Annotated in this window: 15 protein-coding genes and 1 other annotated feature; of the genes, 14 read left to right on the top strand and 1 reads right to left on the bottom strand. The window is 41.4% G+C overall.

Features of this window, described 5'->3' with window-relative positions:
- The 14 genes from GMD4S_RS05190 to GMD4S_RS05125 all read left to right on the top strand — a co-directional run.
- The coding region (locus GMD4S_RS05190; RefSeq protein ID WP_000697097.1) for an FtsW/RodA/SpoVE family cell cycle protein at positions 1-584 on the top strand (584 nt) is incomplete at its 5' end.
- 23 nt (positions 585-607) lie between these two features.
- Positions 608-3304 carry a phosphoenolpyruvate carboxylase gene (gene ppc, locus GMD4S_RS05185; protein ID WP_000058169.1) on the top strand — a complete coding sequence of 899 codons (2697 nt, stop codon included), beginning with the start codon at positions 608-610 and terminating at the stop codon, positions 3302-3304.
- Between the two features lie 96 nt (positions 3305-3400).
- Positions 3401-3616 (top strand) — a binding site (T-box leader).
- Positions 3617-3733: 117 nt separating this feature from the next.
- Positions 3734-4729: a tryptophan ABC transporter substrate-binding protein gene (gene trpX / locus GMD4S_RS05180; protein WP_000792187.1), complete on the top strand. Its 996-nt coding sequence runs from the start codon at positions 3734-3736 to the stop codon at positions 4727-4729.
- A 65-nt stretch (positions 4730-4794) separates the two neighbouring features.
- Positions 4795-5661 (top strand): ABC transporter permease, encoded by an 867-nt coding sequence (locus GMD4S_RS05175; RefSeq protein WP_000637255.1) that lies wholly within the window; start codon positions 4795-4797, stop codon positions 5659-5661.
- Positions 5658-6416 (top strand): ABC transporter ATP-binding protein, encoded by a 759-nt coding sequence (locus GMD4S_RS05170; protein WP_000125429.1) that lies wholly within the window; start codon positions 5658-5660, stop codon positions 6414-6416. The genes GMD4S_RS05175 and GMD4S_RS05170 overlap by 4 nt, the downstream gene beginning before the upstream one ends.
- A 196-nt stretch (positions 6417-6612) precedes the next feature.
- Positions 6613-8373 carry a DNA primase gene (dnaG, locus tag GMD4S_RS05165; RefSeq protein WP_000227887.1) on the top strand — a complete coding sequence of 587 codons (1761 nt, stop codon included), beginning with the start codon at positions 6613-6615 and terminating at the stop codon, positions 8371-8373.
- A gap of 2 nt (positions 8374-8375) precedes the next feature.
- Positions 8376-9485, top strand: coding sequence for an RNA polymerase sigma factor RpoD (rpoD, locus tag GMD4S_RS05160; RefSeq protein ID WP_000201892.1), 1110 nt, complete (start codon positions 8376-8378; stop codon positions 9483-9485).
- A 14-nt stretch (positions 9486-9499) separates the two neighbouring features.
- Positions 9500-9829 (top strand): metal-sulfur cluster assembly factor, encoded by a 330-nt coding sequence (locus GMD4S_RS05155; protein ID WP_000331930.1) that lies wholly within the window; start codon positions 9500-9502, stop codon positions 9827-9829.
- A gap of 113 nt (positions 9830-9942) precedes the next feature.
- The gene (locus tag GMD4S_RS05150) at positions 9943-10986 is read left to right on the top strand and encodes a glycosyltransferase family 4 protein (RefSeq protein WP_008276348.1); all 1044 of its coding nucleotides are present in this window, start codon (positions 9943-9945) and stop codon (positions 10984-10986) included.
- 8 nt (positions 10987-10994) lie between these two features.
- Positions 10995-12320 (top strand): glycosyltransferase family 4 protein, encoded by a 1326-nt coding sequence (locus tag GMD4S_RS05145; RefSeq protein WP_001219457.1) that lies wholly within the window; start codon positions 10995-10997, stop codon positions 12318-12320.
- A 20-nt stretch (positions 12321-12340) separates the two neighbouring features.
- A complete protein-coding gene (locus GMD4S_RS05140; RefSeq protein ID WP_000735788.1) occupies positions 12341-12529 on the top strand; it encodes a PspC domain-containing protein in 189 nt (62 codons plus the stop codon).
- Between the two features lie 29 nt (positions 12530-12558).
- Complete coding sequence (locus tag GMD4S_RS05135) at positions 12559-12693, top strand: DUF4044 domain-containing protein (RefSeq protein ID WP_000863851.1); 135 nt, start codon at positions 12559-12561, stop codon at positions 12691-12693.
- Between the two features lie 71 nt (positions 12694-12764).
- Positions 12765-14075, top strand: a complete 1311-nt coding sequence (gene obgE / locus GMD4S_RS05130) for a GTPase ObgE (RefSeq protein ID WP_000061637.1) — start codon at positions 12765-12767, stop codon at positions 14073-14075.
- A gap of 9 nt (positions 14076-14084) precedes the next feature.
- Positions 14085-14249, top strand: coding sequence for a hypothetical protein (locus GMD4S_RS05125; RefSeq protein WP_000502578.1), 165 nt, complete (start codon positions 14085-14087; stop codon positions 14247-14249).
- 35 nt (positions 14250-14284) lie between these two features.
- Here GMD4S_RS05125 and GMD4S_RS05120 read toward each other — a convergent pair whose 3' ends face one another.
- Complete coding sequence (locus tag GMD4S_RS05120; protein WP_001043019.1) at positions 14285-14755, bottom strand: arginine repressor; 471 nt, start codon at positions 14753-14755, stop codon at positions 14285-14287.
- Between the last annotated feature and the right edge of the window lie 601 nt (positions 14756-15356).

Raw genomic sequence — 15356 nt, 5'->3', positions numbered from 1 at the left:
TCTTGTCTGTCATTCGCTTTGTTGGGGTTGAAAAGTTCTCTCAAATTCCGCTATTTGGTTACGTTGCTAAACGTTTCAGTGCCTTTTTTAATCCTTTTAATGACTTGGCGGGTGCAGGACACCAGCTCGCAAATTCTTACTATGCAATGGTAAATGGTGGCTGGTTCGGACTTGGATTAGGAAATTCCATTGAGAAACGTGGTTATCTGCCAGAAGCCCATACGGATTTCGTCTTTTCGATTGTTATAGAGGAGTTTGGATTCGTTGGAGCCAGTATGATTTTGGCTTTACTCTTCTTCTTGATTTTGCGAATCATCTTGGTTGGTATTCGAGCAAAGGATCCCTTTAACTCCATGGTTGCTATTGGTGTCGGAGGAATGATCCTTGTTCAGGTCTTTGTCAATATTGGTGGGATTTCAGGGTTGATTCCCTCTACAGGGGTAACCTTCCCCTTCCTTTCACAAGGAGGGAACAGTCTATTGGTATTATCCGTAGCCATCGCACTTGTACTGAACATTGATGCAAGTGAAAAACGTGCCAAACTTATCAGAGAATACGAGAATCAAACCGATGAAAATCTGTAAGGATTGAATGGAAAGGAAAGTATATGTCTCTTCAAAAATTAGAAAACTATAGTAATAAAGCAGTCGTCCAAGAAGAAGTCTTGATTCTGACTGAGCTATTAGAAGATATCACAAAGAATATGCTAGCGCCAGAAACCTTTGAAAAGATTATCCAGTTGAAGGAAGTATCAACTAGCGAGAATTATCAAGGGCTCAATGACCTAGTGACCAGTCTTTCGAATGAAGAAATGATTTACATTTCACGCTATTTCTCTATCCTTCCACTTTTGATTAATATCTCTGAGGATGTGGATTTGGCCTATGAAATCAATCACCAAAACAATGTGGACCAAGACTATCTAGGGAAACTATCTACAACGATTAAAATGGTAGCTGAAAAAGAAAATGCAGCTGAAATTTTAGAAAAGTTAAATGTCGTTCCTGTCTTGACCGCTCATCCAACGCAAGTACAACGCAAGAGTATGCTGGACTTGACCAACCATATCCATACGCTTTTGCGCAAGTACCGTGATGTTAAACTCGGTTTGATTAATAAAGAAAAATGGCACACGGATCTCCGTCGTTACATTGAAATTATCATGCAAACGGACATGATTCGTGAGAAGAAATTGAAAGTAACCAACGAAATCACCAACGTGATGGAGTATTACCAAAGTTCTTTCCTGAATGCTGTTCCGCGTTTGACGGCTGAGTATAAAAAATTAGCCAAAGAACAAGGTATTGAGCTCCAACATCCAAAACCAATTACCATGGGGATGTGGATCGGAGGAGACCGTGATGGAAATCCTTTCGTAACAGCGGAAACCCTAAACAAATCAGCCTTGACTCAGTGCGAAGTCATCATGAACTACTATGATGAAAAGATTTATAATCTTTATCGTGAATTTTCACTGTCAACCAGCATCGTGAATGTCAGCGACAAGGTCCGTGAGATGGCGCTGAAGTCACAAGACAACTCGATTTATCGTGAAAAAGAACTCTATCGCCGTGCCCTCTTTGACATCCAAGCTAAGATGCAGGCAACCAAGGCTTATTTGATTGAAGACAAGGACCTTCATCCTAGATATGCCACTGCAGATGAATTTTATCAAGATTTGTTGGCCATTCGCGACTCTCTCCTTGAGAACAAAGGAGAATACCTGATTTCAGGAGAATTTGTCGAGTTGATGCAAGCTGTCGAAATTTTTGGTTTCTACCTTGCTTCTATCGATATGCGCCAAGACTCTAGTGTTCATGAAGCTTGTGTGGCTGAATTGCTAGCATCAGCTGGTATTAACGACCATTATAGCGACCTTTCTGAAGACGAAAAATGTACCCTCCTCTTAAAAGAGTTGGAAGAAGATCCTCGTATCCTCTCAGCGACTCATGCTGAAAAGTCAGAACTGCTTGAAAAAGAACTCTCTATCTTTAAAGCTGCGCGCAAATTGAAGGATAAACTAGGTGAAAATGTCATTCGTCAAACCATCATTTCTCACGCAACCAGTGTATCTGATATGCTAGAGCTAGCCATCATGCTCAAGGAAGTCGGCTTGGTTGATGCTCAAAAAGCCCGCGTTCAGATTGTTCCCCTCTTTGAAACGATCGAGGACTTAGACCATTCGGAAGAAACCATGAGAAGATATTTTTCTCTTCCTTTGGCTAAAAAATGGATTGCTTCAAAAGATAACTATCAGGAAATCATGCTCGGCTACTCTGATAGTAACAAGGACGGTGGTTACCTGTCCTCGTGTTGGACTCTCTATAAAGCGCAACAACAACTGACTGCTATTGGGGATGAATTTGGCGTTAAGGTCACTTTCTTCCACGGTCGCGGTGGTACTGTGGGTCGTGGTGGTGGACCAACTTATGAAGCTATTACGTCTCAACCACTCAAGTCTATCAAGGACCGTATCCGTCTGACTGAGCAGGGAGAAGTGATTGGAAACAAATACGGTAACAAAGATGCAGCCTACTATAACCTTGAAATGTTGGTTTCTGCAGCCATTAACCGTATGATTACCAAGAAGAAGAGTGATACCAATACGTCAAATCGTTACGAAGCTATTATGGATCAAGTAGTGGACCGTAGCTACGATATCTATCGTGATTTGGTCTTTGGAAATGAACATTTCTATGACTATTTCTTTGAATCAAGTCCAATCAAAGCTATTTCAAGCTTCAATATCGGTTCGCGTCCAGCTGCTCGTAAGACCATCACTGAAATTGGCGGTTTGCGTGCTATTCCTTGGGTCTTCTCATGGTCACAAAGCCGTGTCATGTTCCCTGGGTGGTATGGTGTGGGATCAAGCTTTAAAGAGTTTATTGATCAAGATCCAAAGAATATCGAGTTCCTTCGAGACATGTACCAAAACTGGCCTTTCTTCCAATCTTTGCTTTCCAATGTAGACATGGTCTTGTCTAAGTCTAACATGAACATTGCTTTTGAATATGCCAAGCTCTGTGAAGACGAAGAAGTACAAGCTATCTACTACACTATTTTAGATGAATGGCAGTTGACTAAGGACGTTATTTTAGCTATCGAAGGTTATGACGAACTCTTGGCAGAAAACTCTTATCTAAAAGACAGTCTAAACTATCGTATGCCTTACTTTAATATCCTGAACTACATCCAGTTGGAGTTGATCAAACGTCAACGTCGCGGCGAATTGTCAGCAGACGAAGAAAAACTGATCCATACAACTATCAACGGAATTGCAACTGGTTTGCGTAATTCAGGCTGATATTCTACAAACTTCCTCCTTTTTCAAGGGGAAGTTTTTGAATTGTTTAAAAAATTCTAAAAATAAGCTTGACAAGTAGTTGAAAAATGATATAATTTAAACATTCAGAAAGTAATCATGCTCATTTTATAGAGAGTCTGTGGTTGGTGAAAGCAGATAGATGAAATTGATGAAATTGGGCTGAATGTACTTAAGAATTTGAAATCATAAAAATTCGGTGAGCACACCTTACAGTGCAACTCGTTATTGCGAGAAAGAGCGATAGGGATATTCCCTATAATTGAGGTGGCACCGCGCATCGACGTCCTCACACAAGTTTTTTGTGTGAGGACTTTTTCTATTAGGAGGATGATGATGGAATTTAAACGATGGCGTCGCTTGTTTTGTTGAAAAGAGCATTATACAAGTGATTTAAAAGGAGAAAGAAAAATGAAAAATAAACGTTTGATTGGAATTGTCGCTGGATTAGCAGTATTGGTGGTGGCTAGCTTGATTTATTCATCTATGAATAAGCCATCAGCTAAAGAAGAGCAAAAGGTTGCTAAGGTTGGTGTCCTTCAATTTGTTAGTCACCCATCCTTGGACTTGATTTACCAAGGGATTCAAGATGGACTAGCTGAAGAAGGCTATAAGGACGACCAGGTAAAAATCGACTTTATGAACTCTGAAGGTGATCAGAGCAAGGTTGCAACCATGAGTAAACAATTGGTTGCTAATGGAAACGATGTTGTTGTTGGGATCGCGACACCAGCGGCTCAAGGACTCGCTAGTGCTACAAAAGACCTACCAGTTATCATGGCTGCTATTACAGACCCAATCGGTGCTAACTTGGTCAAAGACTTGAAAAAACCAGGAGGCAACATCACAGGGGTATCAGACCACAACCCTGCTGAACAACAAGTAGAGTTGATAAAAACTCTCACACCAAATGTCAAAACAATCGGAGCTCTTTACTCAAGTAGCGAAGATAACTCAAAAACACAGGTAGAAGAATTCAAGGCTTATGCTGAAAAAGCAGGTTTGACAGTCGAAACATTTGCCGTTCCTTCAACAAATGAAATTGCTTCAACAGTCAATGTTATGACAAGCAAGGTCGATGCAATTTGGGTTCCAATTGACAATACCATTGCATCCGCATTCTCAACAGTTGTTTCAAGTAATCAAACAGCTAAAAAGCCAATCTACCCAAGTGCCACGGCCATGGTAGAAGCAGGTGGATTAGCATCTGTAGTAGTTGACCAACACGATCTTGGAGTGGCTACTGGTAAAATGATTGCCAAAGTTTTGAAAGGTGAAAAACCAGCTGATACGCCAGTTAATGTCTTTTCAACTGGTAAGTCAGTGATTAATAAAAAACTAGCGCAGGAACTTGGTATTACCATTCCTGAGTCCGTTCTAAAAGAAGCGGGACAAGTGATTGAATAAAGATAAAGGAGGAGCTGGACACATCTCCTCCCATTTTTACTAAAGAAAGAAATGAGTGAAAGATTATGATAGTATCCATTATTTCTCAGGGAATGGTCTGGGCGATTTTAGGTTTGGGAATCTTTATGACTTTCCGAATTTTGAATTTCCCTGATATGACTACTGAAGGTTCTTTTCCTCTTGGGGGAGCAGTAGCTGTAACCTTGATAACACAGGGAGTCAATCCGTTTTTGGCGACCTTAGCTGCAGTAGGTGCGGGCTGTCTAGCTGGAATGGCGACGGGTCTTTTGTATACTAAAGGAAAAATCCCAACCCTCTTATCAGGGATTCTGGTCATGACTTCTTGTCATTCCATCATGCTCATGATTATGGGACGTGCCAATCTGGGGCTTCTTGGAACCAAACAAATTCAGGATGTCTTGCCTTTTGATTCAGACCTTAACCAACTCCTGACTGGATTAATCTTTGTAGCTCTTGTTATTGGCCTTATGCTCTTTTTCCTTGATACCAAACTAGGTCAAGCCTACATCGCTACAGGTGACAATCCCGATATGGCTCGTAGCTTTGGTATCAATACGGGACGTATGGAACTCATGGGTTTGGTTCTCTCAAATGGGATTATCGCGCTTGCAGGGGCCTTAATTGCTCAACAAGAAGGATACGCGGATGTCTCTCGAGGAATTGGCGTGATTGTCGTAGGGCTTGCTAGCTTGATTATTGGTGAGGTTTTGTTCAAGAGTTTGACCCTGGCAGAGCGACTCATGACCATCGTCGTTGGCTCTATCGCTTATCAGTTCCTCGTTTGGGGAGTTATTGCTCTTGGGTTTAATACAAGTTATCTTCGTTTGTACAGCGCCTTGATTTTGGCAGTTTGCCTTATGATTCCAACCTTCAAAAGCAAATACCTGAAAGGAGTCAAGTTTAGCAAATGACAGCAATTGTAGAATTAAAAAATGCTACCAAAGTCATCACGAATGGCTTTGACGAAGAAAAAATCATTCTGAATGATGTTTCTCTTGAAATTTTCGAACATGATTTCATTACCATCTTAGGGGGAAATGGAGCGGGGAAATCAACGCTTTTTAACACGATTGCAGGTACCTTACCTTTAACAAGTGGAAGTATCCGTATCATGGGGGAGGACGTGACGAATTTTTCACCTGAAAAGCGGGCTAAGTACTTGTCTCGCGTCTTTCAGGATCCTAAGATGGGTACGGCTCCCCGTATGACAGTGGCGGAAAATCTCTTGATTGCCAAGTTTCGTGGTGAGAAGAGAGGACTCCTGCCTAGAAGGCTTTCAAGCCATAGGGAAGAGTTCCAGACTACCATTGAAAAGGTTGGAAATGGTCTTGAAAAACATCTGGACACTCCTATTGAGTTTCTTTCAGGTGGACAACGTCAGGCCTTGAGTCTCTTGATGGCAACTTTGAAACGACCAGAGTTGCTCTTGTTGGATGAACACACAGCAGCCCTTGACCCAAAAACAAGTGTGGCATTGATGGAATTAACAGATGACTTTGTCAGCAAAGATCATCTAACAGCCTTGATGATTACCCACCATATGGAAGATGCACTGAAGTATGGAAACCGTCTGATTGTCATGAAGGAAGGTCGCATCATCCAAGACCTCAATAAAGAAGAAAAAGCTAAGATGAAAATTTCAGACTACTATCAATTATTTGAATAGATGAGTGAAGTAATCATCAAAAAATAGTGAAAATTAACTTAGAAACATGGAAGTGTTTCTGAGTTTTTTATCACCTCTTTCTATCTAGAAAAATAAGGCAAAGAGAATTACGGAAAGCGTATGAAATGGTTTACTTTTTTTCAGAAATAAGCTATACTAGTTTACGTGAAACTATGATAAGATGGAGGTATTGTGTATGGTTGACAAGCAAGTCATTGAAGAAATCAAAAACAATGCCAACATTGTGGAAGTCATAGGTGATGTGATTTCTTTACAAAAGGCTGGACGGAACTATTTAGGGCTCTGTCCTTTTCATGGTGAAAAGACCCCTTCTTTCAACGTTGTGGAAGACAAGCAGTTTTATCACTGTTTTGGCTGTGGTCGTTCAGGAGATGTCTTTAAGTTTATCGAAGAATACCAAGGTGTGTCCTTCATGGAAGCCGTTCAGCTCTTAGGAGAGCGCGTCGGTATTCAACTAGCTACGCCGGTACAGTCTCGTCCCCAACAAACTTCCCCTCATCAAGCTCTATACGATATGCATGAAGAAGCTGCCCGTTTTTACCATGCCATCCTCATGACGACAAAGATGGGAGAAGAAGCAAGGGCTTATCTCTACAAACGCGGATTGACAGATGATGTTCTGAAGCACTTCCAGATTGGACTAGCTCCAGCAGAGAGAACTTATCTCTATCAACGTTTGGCTGACAAGTTTGAGGAAAAGGATTTATTGGATTCGGGCTTGTTTTATCTGTCAGATGGTAATCAATTTTATGATACTTTTTTTGGACGAATCATCTTTCCTTTGACCAATGACAAGGGGCAGGTTATTGCATTTTCAGGTCGTATCTGGCAAGAAACGGATAGTCAGACTGCCAAATATAAAAATAGCCGCTCGACTGCAATTTTTAACAAGAGCTACGAATTGTATCATCTGGACAAGGCAAAAAAGGGAACAGGTAAGATTACAGAGCTCTATCTGATGGAAGGCTTCATGGATGTGATTGCAGCCTACCGTGCTGGTATAGAAAATGCTGTAGCTTCCATGGGAACAGCCTTAAGCAAGGAGCATGTTGATCACCTCAGACGCTTTACCAAAAAAATTGTTCTCAGCTACGATGGCGACAAGGCAGGGCAGACAGCAACAGCCAAGGCTCTAGAGGAGTTAAAAGACTTCTCAGTTGAGGTTGTTCGAGTACCTGATGCCATGGACCCAGATGAGTATTTGCAAAAGAATTCTGCTGAAGACCTGGCTTACCTTTTAACCAAGACTCGGATTAGTCCCATAGAGTTCTATATTCACCAGCTCAAGCCGGAAAATAGTGATAACTTACAGGCGCAAATCGAGTTCATTGAAAAGATTGCCCCCCTAATCGCCAAAGAAAAGTCTATCACTGCCCAGAATTCTTATATCCACATTCTGGCGGATAATCTACCTTCTTTTGATTACCAGCAGGTGGAGCAGATTGTAAATGAAAGTCGCATTGTTCAAAGGCAGGAAAGAGTCAAAGAGGAGCAACCTCCAGCAGCGATTAGTTTACCTGTAACGCGGCAACTGACAGCAGTCATGAGAGCAGAGGCTCATCTCCTTTATAGGATGGCTGAGAATCCAGTTGTTCTAAATGACTACCGATTAAGAGAAGATTTTTTCTTTGATACCCCAGAATTTCAAATTCTTTACGAATTATTAAGTGCAGAGGGAGAAATCGGATCAGAGGAACTGTCTCATCAGACTCCTGAGGTTGAAAATGCCTGGTACCACGTGCTTAGCTTGGATTTGCCAGCTGAGATGTCGCCTCAAGAGCTAGCGGAAGTCGAAGCGACTCGTAACCGTGCCCTCCTCAGCAAGGACAATTTAAGGATTAAAAAGAAAGTGCAGGAGGCTAGTCATGTAGGAGATACAGACACAGCCTTGGAAGAATTGCAACGATTGATTTCCCAAAAGAGAAGAATGGAGTAATAATGGCAACAAAACAAAAAGAAGTAACCACATTTGATGTGCAAGTAGCGGACTTTATCCGTAACCACAAAAAAACAGGAACAGCAACAGATGATGAAATCAATTCAAGTCTGGTTATTCCTTTCACCCTCGATGCAGACGGCATTGAAGACCTTTTGCAACGGATTCAGGATGCTGGAATTTCTATCACAGACAACGAAGGAAATCCAAGCGCGCGTGTGCTTAGTGCAGAAGAAGAACCAGAACTCAGTGATGAGGACTTGATTGGCTCAACTTCTGCCAAGGTTAATGACCCAGTCCGTATGTATTTGAAGGAAATCGGGGTCGTTCCTCTCTTGACCAACGAAGAGGAAAAAGAATTGGCTCTAGCAGTTGAGGCTGGTGATATTGAAGCCAAACAACGTCTTGCAGAAGCCAACCTTCGTTTGGTGGTTTCGATTGCTAAGCGCTACGTAGGGCGTGGCATGCAGTTTCTGGATTTGATCCAAGAAGGAAACATGGGCTTGATGAAGGCTGTTGACAAGTTTGACTATTCAAAAGGATTTAAGTTTTCTACGTATGCAACTTGGTGGATTCGTCAGGCAATCACTCGTGCCATCGCTGACCAGGCCCGTACTATTCGTATCCCTGTCCACATGGTAGAAACCATTAACAAGCTTGTCCGTGAACAGCGTAATCTCCTTCAAGAATTGGGACAAGATCCAACTCCTGAACAAATCGCTGAGCGTATGGATATGACACCTGACAAGGTCCGTGAAATCCTAAAAATCGCTCAAGAACCAGTATCACTTGAAACACCGATCGGTGAAGAGGACGATAGCCATCTTGGGGACTTTATCGAAGATGAAGTGATTGAAAATCCAGTAGACTACACAACTCGTATCGTCTTGCGTGAGCAGTTGGATGAAGTCTTGGATACTCTTACAGACCGTGAAGAAAACGTCTTGCGCTTGCGTTTCGGACTAGATGATGGAAAAATGCGTACTCTTGAAGATGTTGGTAAAGTCTTTAACGTGACTCGTGAGCGTATCCGTCAGATTGAGGCCAAGGCTTTGAGAAAATTGCGCCAACCAAGTCGCAGCAAACCCCTTCGTGATTTTATTGAAGACTAAGAGTGAGGAATAACATGGCTTATACAGAAGAGCAAATTGAAACGATCAAAACACGCATTTTAAATGCTTTGGAAGAAGTCATCGACCCTGAGTTGGGGATTGATATTGTCAACCTAGGTTTGATTTATGAAATTCGTTTTGATGGTGAAACAGGTCACACTGAAATTGATATGACCTTGACAACTATGGGCTGCCCACTGGCTGACCTTTTGACAGACCAGATACATGATGCGATGACAGATGTGCCTGAGGTAACCAATACCGAAGTTAAATTGGTCTGGTATCCAGCTTGGACGGTTGAAAAAATGAGCCGATACGCGCGTATCGCCCTAGGAATTAAATAAAGACTAAGAAAAATGTGAGAGACGATTGGAAAATAGGATAATTTTATCCTTTTTCCAATCGTCTCTTCTTTCTTTTGCTGATTTTCTGGAAATAAAATGGTATAATGAAAGGTATGGAAAACGAAAAATTGCGTATTAATATGCTAAGTTCAAGTGAAAAAGTAGCTGGTCAAGGAGTGTCAGGAGCTTATCGAGAATTGGTTAGTCTCCTTCACCGCGATGCCAAAGACCAGTTGATTGTTACGGAGAATCTTCCTGTAGAGGCAGATGTAACTCATTTTCACACTATTGATTTCCCTTATTATTTATCTACTTTCCAAAAGAAACGCTCTGGGAGAAAAATTGGCTATGTGCATTTTTTGCCTGATACGCTTGAGGGGAGTTTGAAGATTCCATTTTTCCTAAAAGGAATTGTCAAACGCTATGTTTTTTCCTTTTACAACCGAATGGAACACTTGGTGGTGGTCAATCCCATGTTTATCGAGAATTTGGTGGCTGCTGGTATTCCGCGTGAAAAAGTAACTTATATTCCAAACTTTGTAAACAAAGAAAAATGGCATCCATTACCAGCTGAACAGGTTGCACAACTCCGAAAGGAAATGGATCTTGCGGAAGATCAGTTTGTCGTAATCGGTGCGGGTCAGGTTCAGAAACGTAAAGGGATTGATGACTTTATCCGTCTTGCTGAGGAATTGCCAGAAATTACCTTTATCTGGGCAGGTGGTTTTTCATTTGGTGGGATGACAGATGGTTATGAACGCTACAAGAAGATAATGGACAATCCACCCAAAAATCTTATTTTCCCTGGAATTGTGTCACCGGAACGGATGCGGGAGCTTTACGCTATGGCGGATCTATTCTTGCTACCAAGTTACAATGAATTATTCCCTATGACTATCTTAGAGGCCGCTAGTTGCGAGGCTCCTATTATGTTAAGAGATTTGGATTTGTATAAGGTTATTCTTGATGGGAATTATCGTGCTACAAGTGATGTTTCCGAGATGAGAGAAGCAATCCTAGAATACAAGAATGACCCTGAAGCCTTAAAGGACTTGAAAGAAAAAGCTCGCGAGATCTCCAAAGAGTACTCTGAGGAGCATTTGTTGGAAATCTGGTTAAAATTTTATCGAGAACAGGCTGCTTTGGGCAAAAAGTGAGGTAATTTATGCGAATTGGTTTATTTACAGATACCTATTTCCCTCAGGTTTCCGGGGTCGCGACTAGTATACGGACCTTGAAAACTGAGCTTGAAAAGCAGGGGCATGCAGTTTTTATCTTTACAACGACTGATAAAGACGTGAACCGATACGAGGATTGGCAAATTATTCGCATTCCGAGTGTCCCTTTCTTTGCATTTAAGGATCGACGATTTGCCTACCGAGGTTTTACAAAGGCGCTTGAAATTGCCAAGCAGTATCAACTCGATATCATTCATACCCAGACAGAATTTTCTCTTGGTTTGTTAGGAATTTGGATTGCGAGAGAATTGAAAATCCCAGTTATTCATACCTACCATACCCAGTATGAAGACTATGTGCATTACATTGCTAAGGGCATGCTAATTCGTCCGAGTATGGTAAAATATTTGGTGCGTGGCTTCCTTCATGATGTAGATGGCGTGATTTGCCCTAGTGAGATTGTTCGTGACCTTTTATCGAAATACAAAGTCAAGGTTGAAAAGCGGGTCATCCCAACTGGAATTGAGTTGGCTAAGTTTGAACGACCTGAGATCAAAGAGGAAAACTTACTAGAGCTTCGTTCGAAGTTAGGTATTCAGGAAAGTGAGAAAATGCTGCTGAGCCTTTCGCGTATTTCTTATGAGAAGAATATCCAAGCAGTCTTAGCTGCCTTTGCGCAGGTTTTGAAAGAAGAAGACAAGGTGAAGTTGGTTGTTGCTGGAGACGGACCTTATCTGAATAGTCTGAAAGAACAAGCAGAGAAATTAAACATACAAAAACATGTGATTTTTACAGGTATGATTGCTCCAAGTGAAACAGCCTTGTACTATAAAGCAGCTGATTTCTTTATTTCAGCCTCTACGAGTGAAACTCAGGGTTTAACCTATCTAGAAAGTCTAGCCAGTGGAACGCCTGTTATTGCTCATGGCAATCCCTATCTTGAAAATCTGATCAATGATAAAATGTTTGGGACCCTCTACTATGGAGAACGAGAGCTTGCGGGCGCTATCCTTGAAGCATTGATCGCTACTCCTGATATGTCTGAACAAAATTTGGCGGATAAGTTGTACGAGATTTCGGCTGAAAATTTTGGGAAACGAGTTCATGAGTTTTACCTTGATGCCATTATCTCAAATAACTTTGAACATGAGCTACATGATGGACAGCCTGTCACTCAGCGCTTTTTAAAAACGATTCTCTATCTACCTCAACAGGCTGTTACAAGCCCAGTAAAAGAATCCAAGCGTATTTTAAGAGCGTCTCGAAAACAATTGTCTAGCATCAGAGATTATTGGAGAGACGAATTCAAATAATAGAATAAGAGGAAGAAAAAATGAAAAAATTAATGAGAAGCGGAAAAGATCAAAAAATTGGTGGAGTATGCGCAGGAGTTGCTCATTATTTTGATATTGATCCAACAATTGTTCGTGTCATTTGGGCTGTTCTTGCATTTTGTTATGGGACAGGAGTCCTTGCTTATATCATTTTATGGTTGATTGCACCAGTTTCATCAGAGTATTAAATTAGAATTATATAGAAAAAGGAGAAGTTATGGCTTTTGGAGATAACGGAAAACGCAAAAAAACATTGTTTGAAAAGGTGACGCTTGTTGTCGTGCTCATCATGTTGTTTGTAACCCTTGCTGGTATCTTTGCAACTGCGCTTGGAGCTTTCAGTAGATTCTAAGCAAGCTATGAGGATAGAAACAATAACTAATGACTGGGTTCTCCCCAGCCTTTTTAAAGTGAGAAGAAAATATGAGTATGTTTTTAGATACAGCCAAGATTAAGGTCAAGGCTGGTAATGGTGGCGATGGCATGGTTGCCTTTCGCCGTGAAAAATATGTCCCTAATGGCGGTCCTTGGGGTGGTGATGGTGGACGTGGAGGAAACGTTGTTTTCGTGGTAGACGAAGGCTTACGTACCTTGATGGATTTCCGCTATAACCGTCATTTCAAGGCTGATTCTGGTGAAAAAGGGATGACCAAAGGAATGCACGGACGTGGTGCAGAAGATCTTCGTGTTCGCGTACCACAGGGAACTACTGTACGTGATGCGGAAACAGGTAAAGTCATTACAGACTTGATTGAACATGGTCAAGAGTTTATTGTGGCTCATGGTGGTCGAGGTGGTCGTGGAAATATCCGTTTTGCCACTCCCAAAAATCCTGCACCTGAAATCTCTGAGAATGGAGAGCCAGGTCAAGAACGTGAGTTGCAACTGGAATTGAAGATCCTAGCGGATGTCGGCTTGGTCGGTTTCCCATCTGTCGGAAAGTCAACTTTGCTTAGTGTCATCACTTCAGCTAAACCTAAGATCGGTGCTTACCACTTTACGACGATTGTCCCTAATTTAGGTATGGTTCGTACGCAGTCAGGTGAATCTTTTGCAGTAGCAGATCTTCCAGGTTTGATTGAAGGTGCTAGTCAAGGTGTTGGTCTTGGAACCCAGTTTCTTCGTCATATCGAACGCACTCGAGTTATCCTCCATGTCATCGATATGTCAGCTAGCGAAGGACGTGATCCTTATGAGGACTACCTTGCTATCAATAAGGAATTGGAATCCTATAACCTTCGTCTCATGGAACGTCCACAGATCATTGTGGCCAACAAGATGGATATGCCTGAAAGTCAGGAAAATCTGAAAACTTTCAAGGAAAAGTTAGCAGCAAACTACGACGAGTTTGAGGAACTTCCAGCCATCTTCCCAATTTCTGGATTGACCAAGCAAGGGTTGGCGACTCTTTTGGACGCGACAGCTGAATTGTTAGACAAGACTCCAGAATTCCCGATTTATGATGAATCCGATATGGAAGAAGAGGCTTACTATGGCTTTGACGAGGAAGAAAAAGCCTTTGAGATTAGTCGTGATGATGATGCGACATGGGTACTTTCTGGTGAAAAACTCATGAAACTCTTTAACATGACCAACTTTGACCGTGACGAATCGGTCATGAAGTTTGCCCGTCAGCTTCGTGGTATGGGGGTTGACGAAGCCCTTCGTGCACGTGGTGCCAAAGATGGCGATTTGGTCCGAATCGGTAAATTTGAGTTTGAATTTGTAGACTAGGAGATTGATATGGGAGATAAACCGATATCATTCCGAGATGCAGATGGAAATTTTGTTTCTGCAGCAGATGTATGGAATGAAAAGAAACTAGAAGAATTATTTAATCGTCTCAATCCAAAACGTGCTCTTCGATTGGCACGTACAAAGAAAGAAGAAACACAGTCAAAGAAATAAAAAATTCCCGTGATCTTTTAATCACGGGATTTGTTTTATTCACTAAAGAAAAATGGCGGCGCATATTTTTTAAGACTCTCAAAACAAGCCTGCGCTTTTGCAGCATCTTCACAGATAATCATGCAGACGTCATCTCCACAAAGGGTTGCAACGACATCTGGAAAGGCCAAGGAATCAATTACAGATCCAAATGATTGAGCTAAACCGGGTAAAGTTTTCAAAATAACCTGGTGTTGCACAGGACGTAACATAACAAGAGCATCTTCCATATAATTTTCAAGACGTTTTTCCCATTTGGAGATAGACCCTGTATTTAGCACATAGTAAGAATTATCCTCTTCGCGCACTTTTGAAAGGTTCATGGTTTTGATATCGCGTGATAGAGTAGCCTGAGTCACTTGGATATCATTTTCCGCTAATAAGGCTTGTAATTCAGCTTGTGTATGGATTTTGTTTTTTGAAACGAGGGCGCGGATAAGTTGGTGTCTGTGTTCTGATTTGTTCATAAAGTAAGTACTCCTTTTACAAGGTACAGTAGCGTGGACTGAACGAAAATGTCAGTCGGGGTGGTAGGCGGTATTGTCACGTATGATGATTTTAAAGTCAGTAGGATAAAGAACTAGATGGAGAGATTCTCCTTCTTTTAACTTGTCACTAGTTGGGTGCAGATAAACTGGGTAGCGATCCGTTTATCTACATTGATGTTCTTTAATGACAGTGAATCATTCAATTTGGGTAGCTTTTTGTCACGGCGTTTTGTGAATTTACTCTAAATGTAATTCACAGAGATTTCCAACATGTGGTGTAGTAGCGTGTATGATAAATGGTTACACATGTTGGTTAGAGGAAGTATCTTTTGTCCAAGTTCTATCTAGGGGCTTCTAAAATGCTTTTAGATGAACTGAATTTGATACAAAGTTTATGTTTGATTCGACTGTTCAAGTGGAAAACTTTGGTTATAGGAAGTTCAATGGTCAAATTCATTGACTTTTCCTTTGAATACTTCCATATTGAAAGTCTGGTAGATTATACCTTTTGACAAGGTAGGATAAGACTAGACTGTGCTAAATCAACAGTCAACTGATAGTCTGTATTATCTCGAATTGT

This window comes from Streptococcus sp. GMD4S (genome assembly GCF_000296955.1).
Note: the sequence above shows the minus strand (reverse complement) of the source record. Positions and strands in the feature narration are given on the sequence as shown.

What these genes read in the sequence shown, in the direction of transcription:
- ppc (WP_000058169.1), top strand. Translation starts at nt 608, where the DNA reads ATGTCTCTTCAAAAATTAGAAAACTATAGTAATAAAGCAGTCGTCCAA.
- trpX (WP_000792187.1), top strand. Translation starts at nt 3,734, where the DNA reads ATGAAAAATAAACGTTTGATTGGAATTGTCGCTGGATTAGCAGTATTG.
- GMD4S_RS05175 (WP_000637255.1), top strand. Translation starts at nt 4,795, where the DNA reads ATGATAGTATCCATTATTTCTCAGGGAATGGTCTGGGCGATTTTAGGT.
- GMD4S_RS05170 (WP_000125429.1), top strand. Translation starts at nt 5,658, where the DNA reads ATGACAGCAATTGTAGAATTAAAAAATGCTACCAAAGTCATCACGAAT.
- dnaG (WP_000227887.1), top strand. Translation starts at nt 6,613, where the DNA reads ATGGTTGACAAGCAAGTCATTGAAGAAATCAAAAACAATGCCAACATT.
- rpoD (WP_000201892.1), top strand. Translation starts at nt 8,376, where the DNA reads ATGGCAACAAAACAAAAAGAAGTAACCACATTTGATGTGCAAGTAGCG.
- GMD4S_RS05155 (WP_000331930.1), top strand. Translation starts at nt 9,500, where the DNA reads ATGGCTTATACAGAAGAGCAAATTGAAACGATCAAAACACGCATTTTA.
- GMD4S_RS05150 (WP_008276348.1), top strand. Translation starts at nt 9,943, where the DNA reads ATGGAAAACGAAAAATTGCGTATTAATATGCTAAGTTCAAGTGAAAAA.
- GMD4S_RS05145 (WP_001219457.1), top strand. Translation starts at nt 10,995, where the DNA reads ATGCGAATTGGTTTATTTACAGATACCTATTTCCCTCAGGTTTCCGGG.
- GMD4S_RS05140 (WP_000735788.1), top strand. Translation starts at nt 12,341, where the DNA reads ATGAAAAAATTAATGAGAAGCGGAAAAGATCAAAAAATTGGTGGAGTA.
- GMD4S_RS05135 (WP_000863851.1), top strand. Translation starts at nt 12,559, where the DNA reads ATGGCTTTTGGAGATAACGGAAAACGCAAAAAAACATTGTTTGAAAAG.
- obgE (WP_000061637.1), top strand. Translation starts at nt 12,765, where the DNA reads ATGAGTATGTTTTTAGATACAGCCAAGATTAAGGTCAAGGCTGGTAAT.
- GMD4S_RS05125 (WP_000502578.1), top strand. Translation starts at nt 14,085, where the DNA reads ATGGGAGATAAACCGATATCATTCCGAGATGCAGATGGAAATTTTGTT.
- GMD4S_RS05120 (WP_001043019.1), bottom strand. Translation starts at nt 14,755, where the DNA reads ATGAACAAATCAGAACACAGACACCAACTTATCCGCGCCCTCGTTTCA.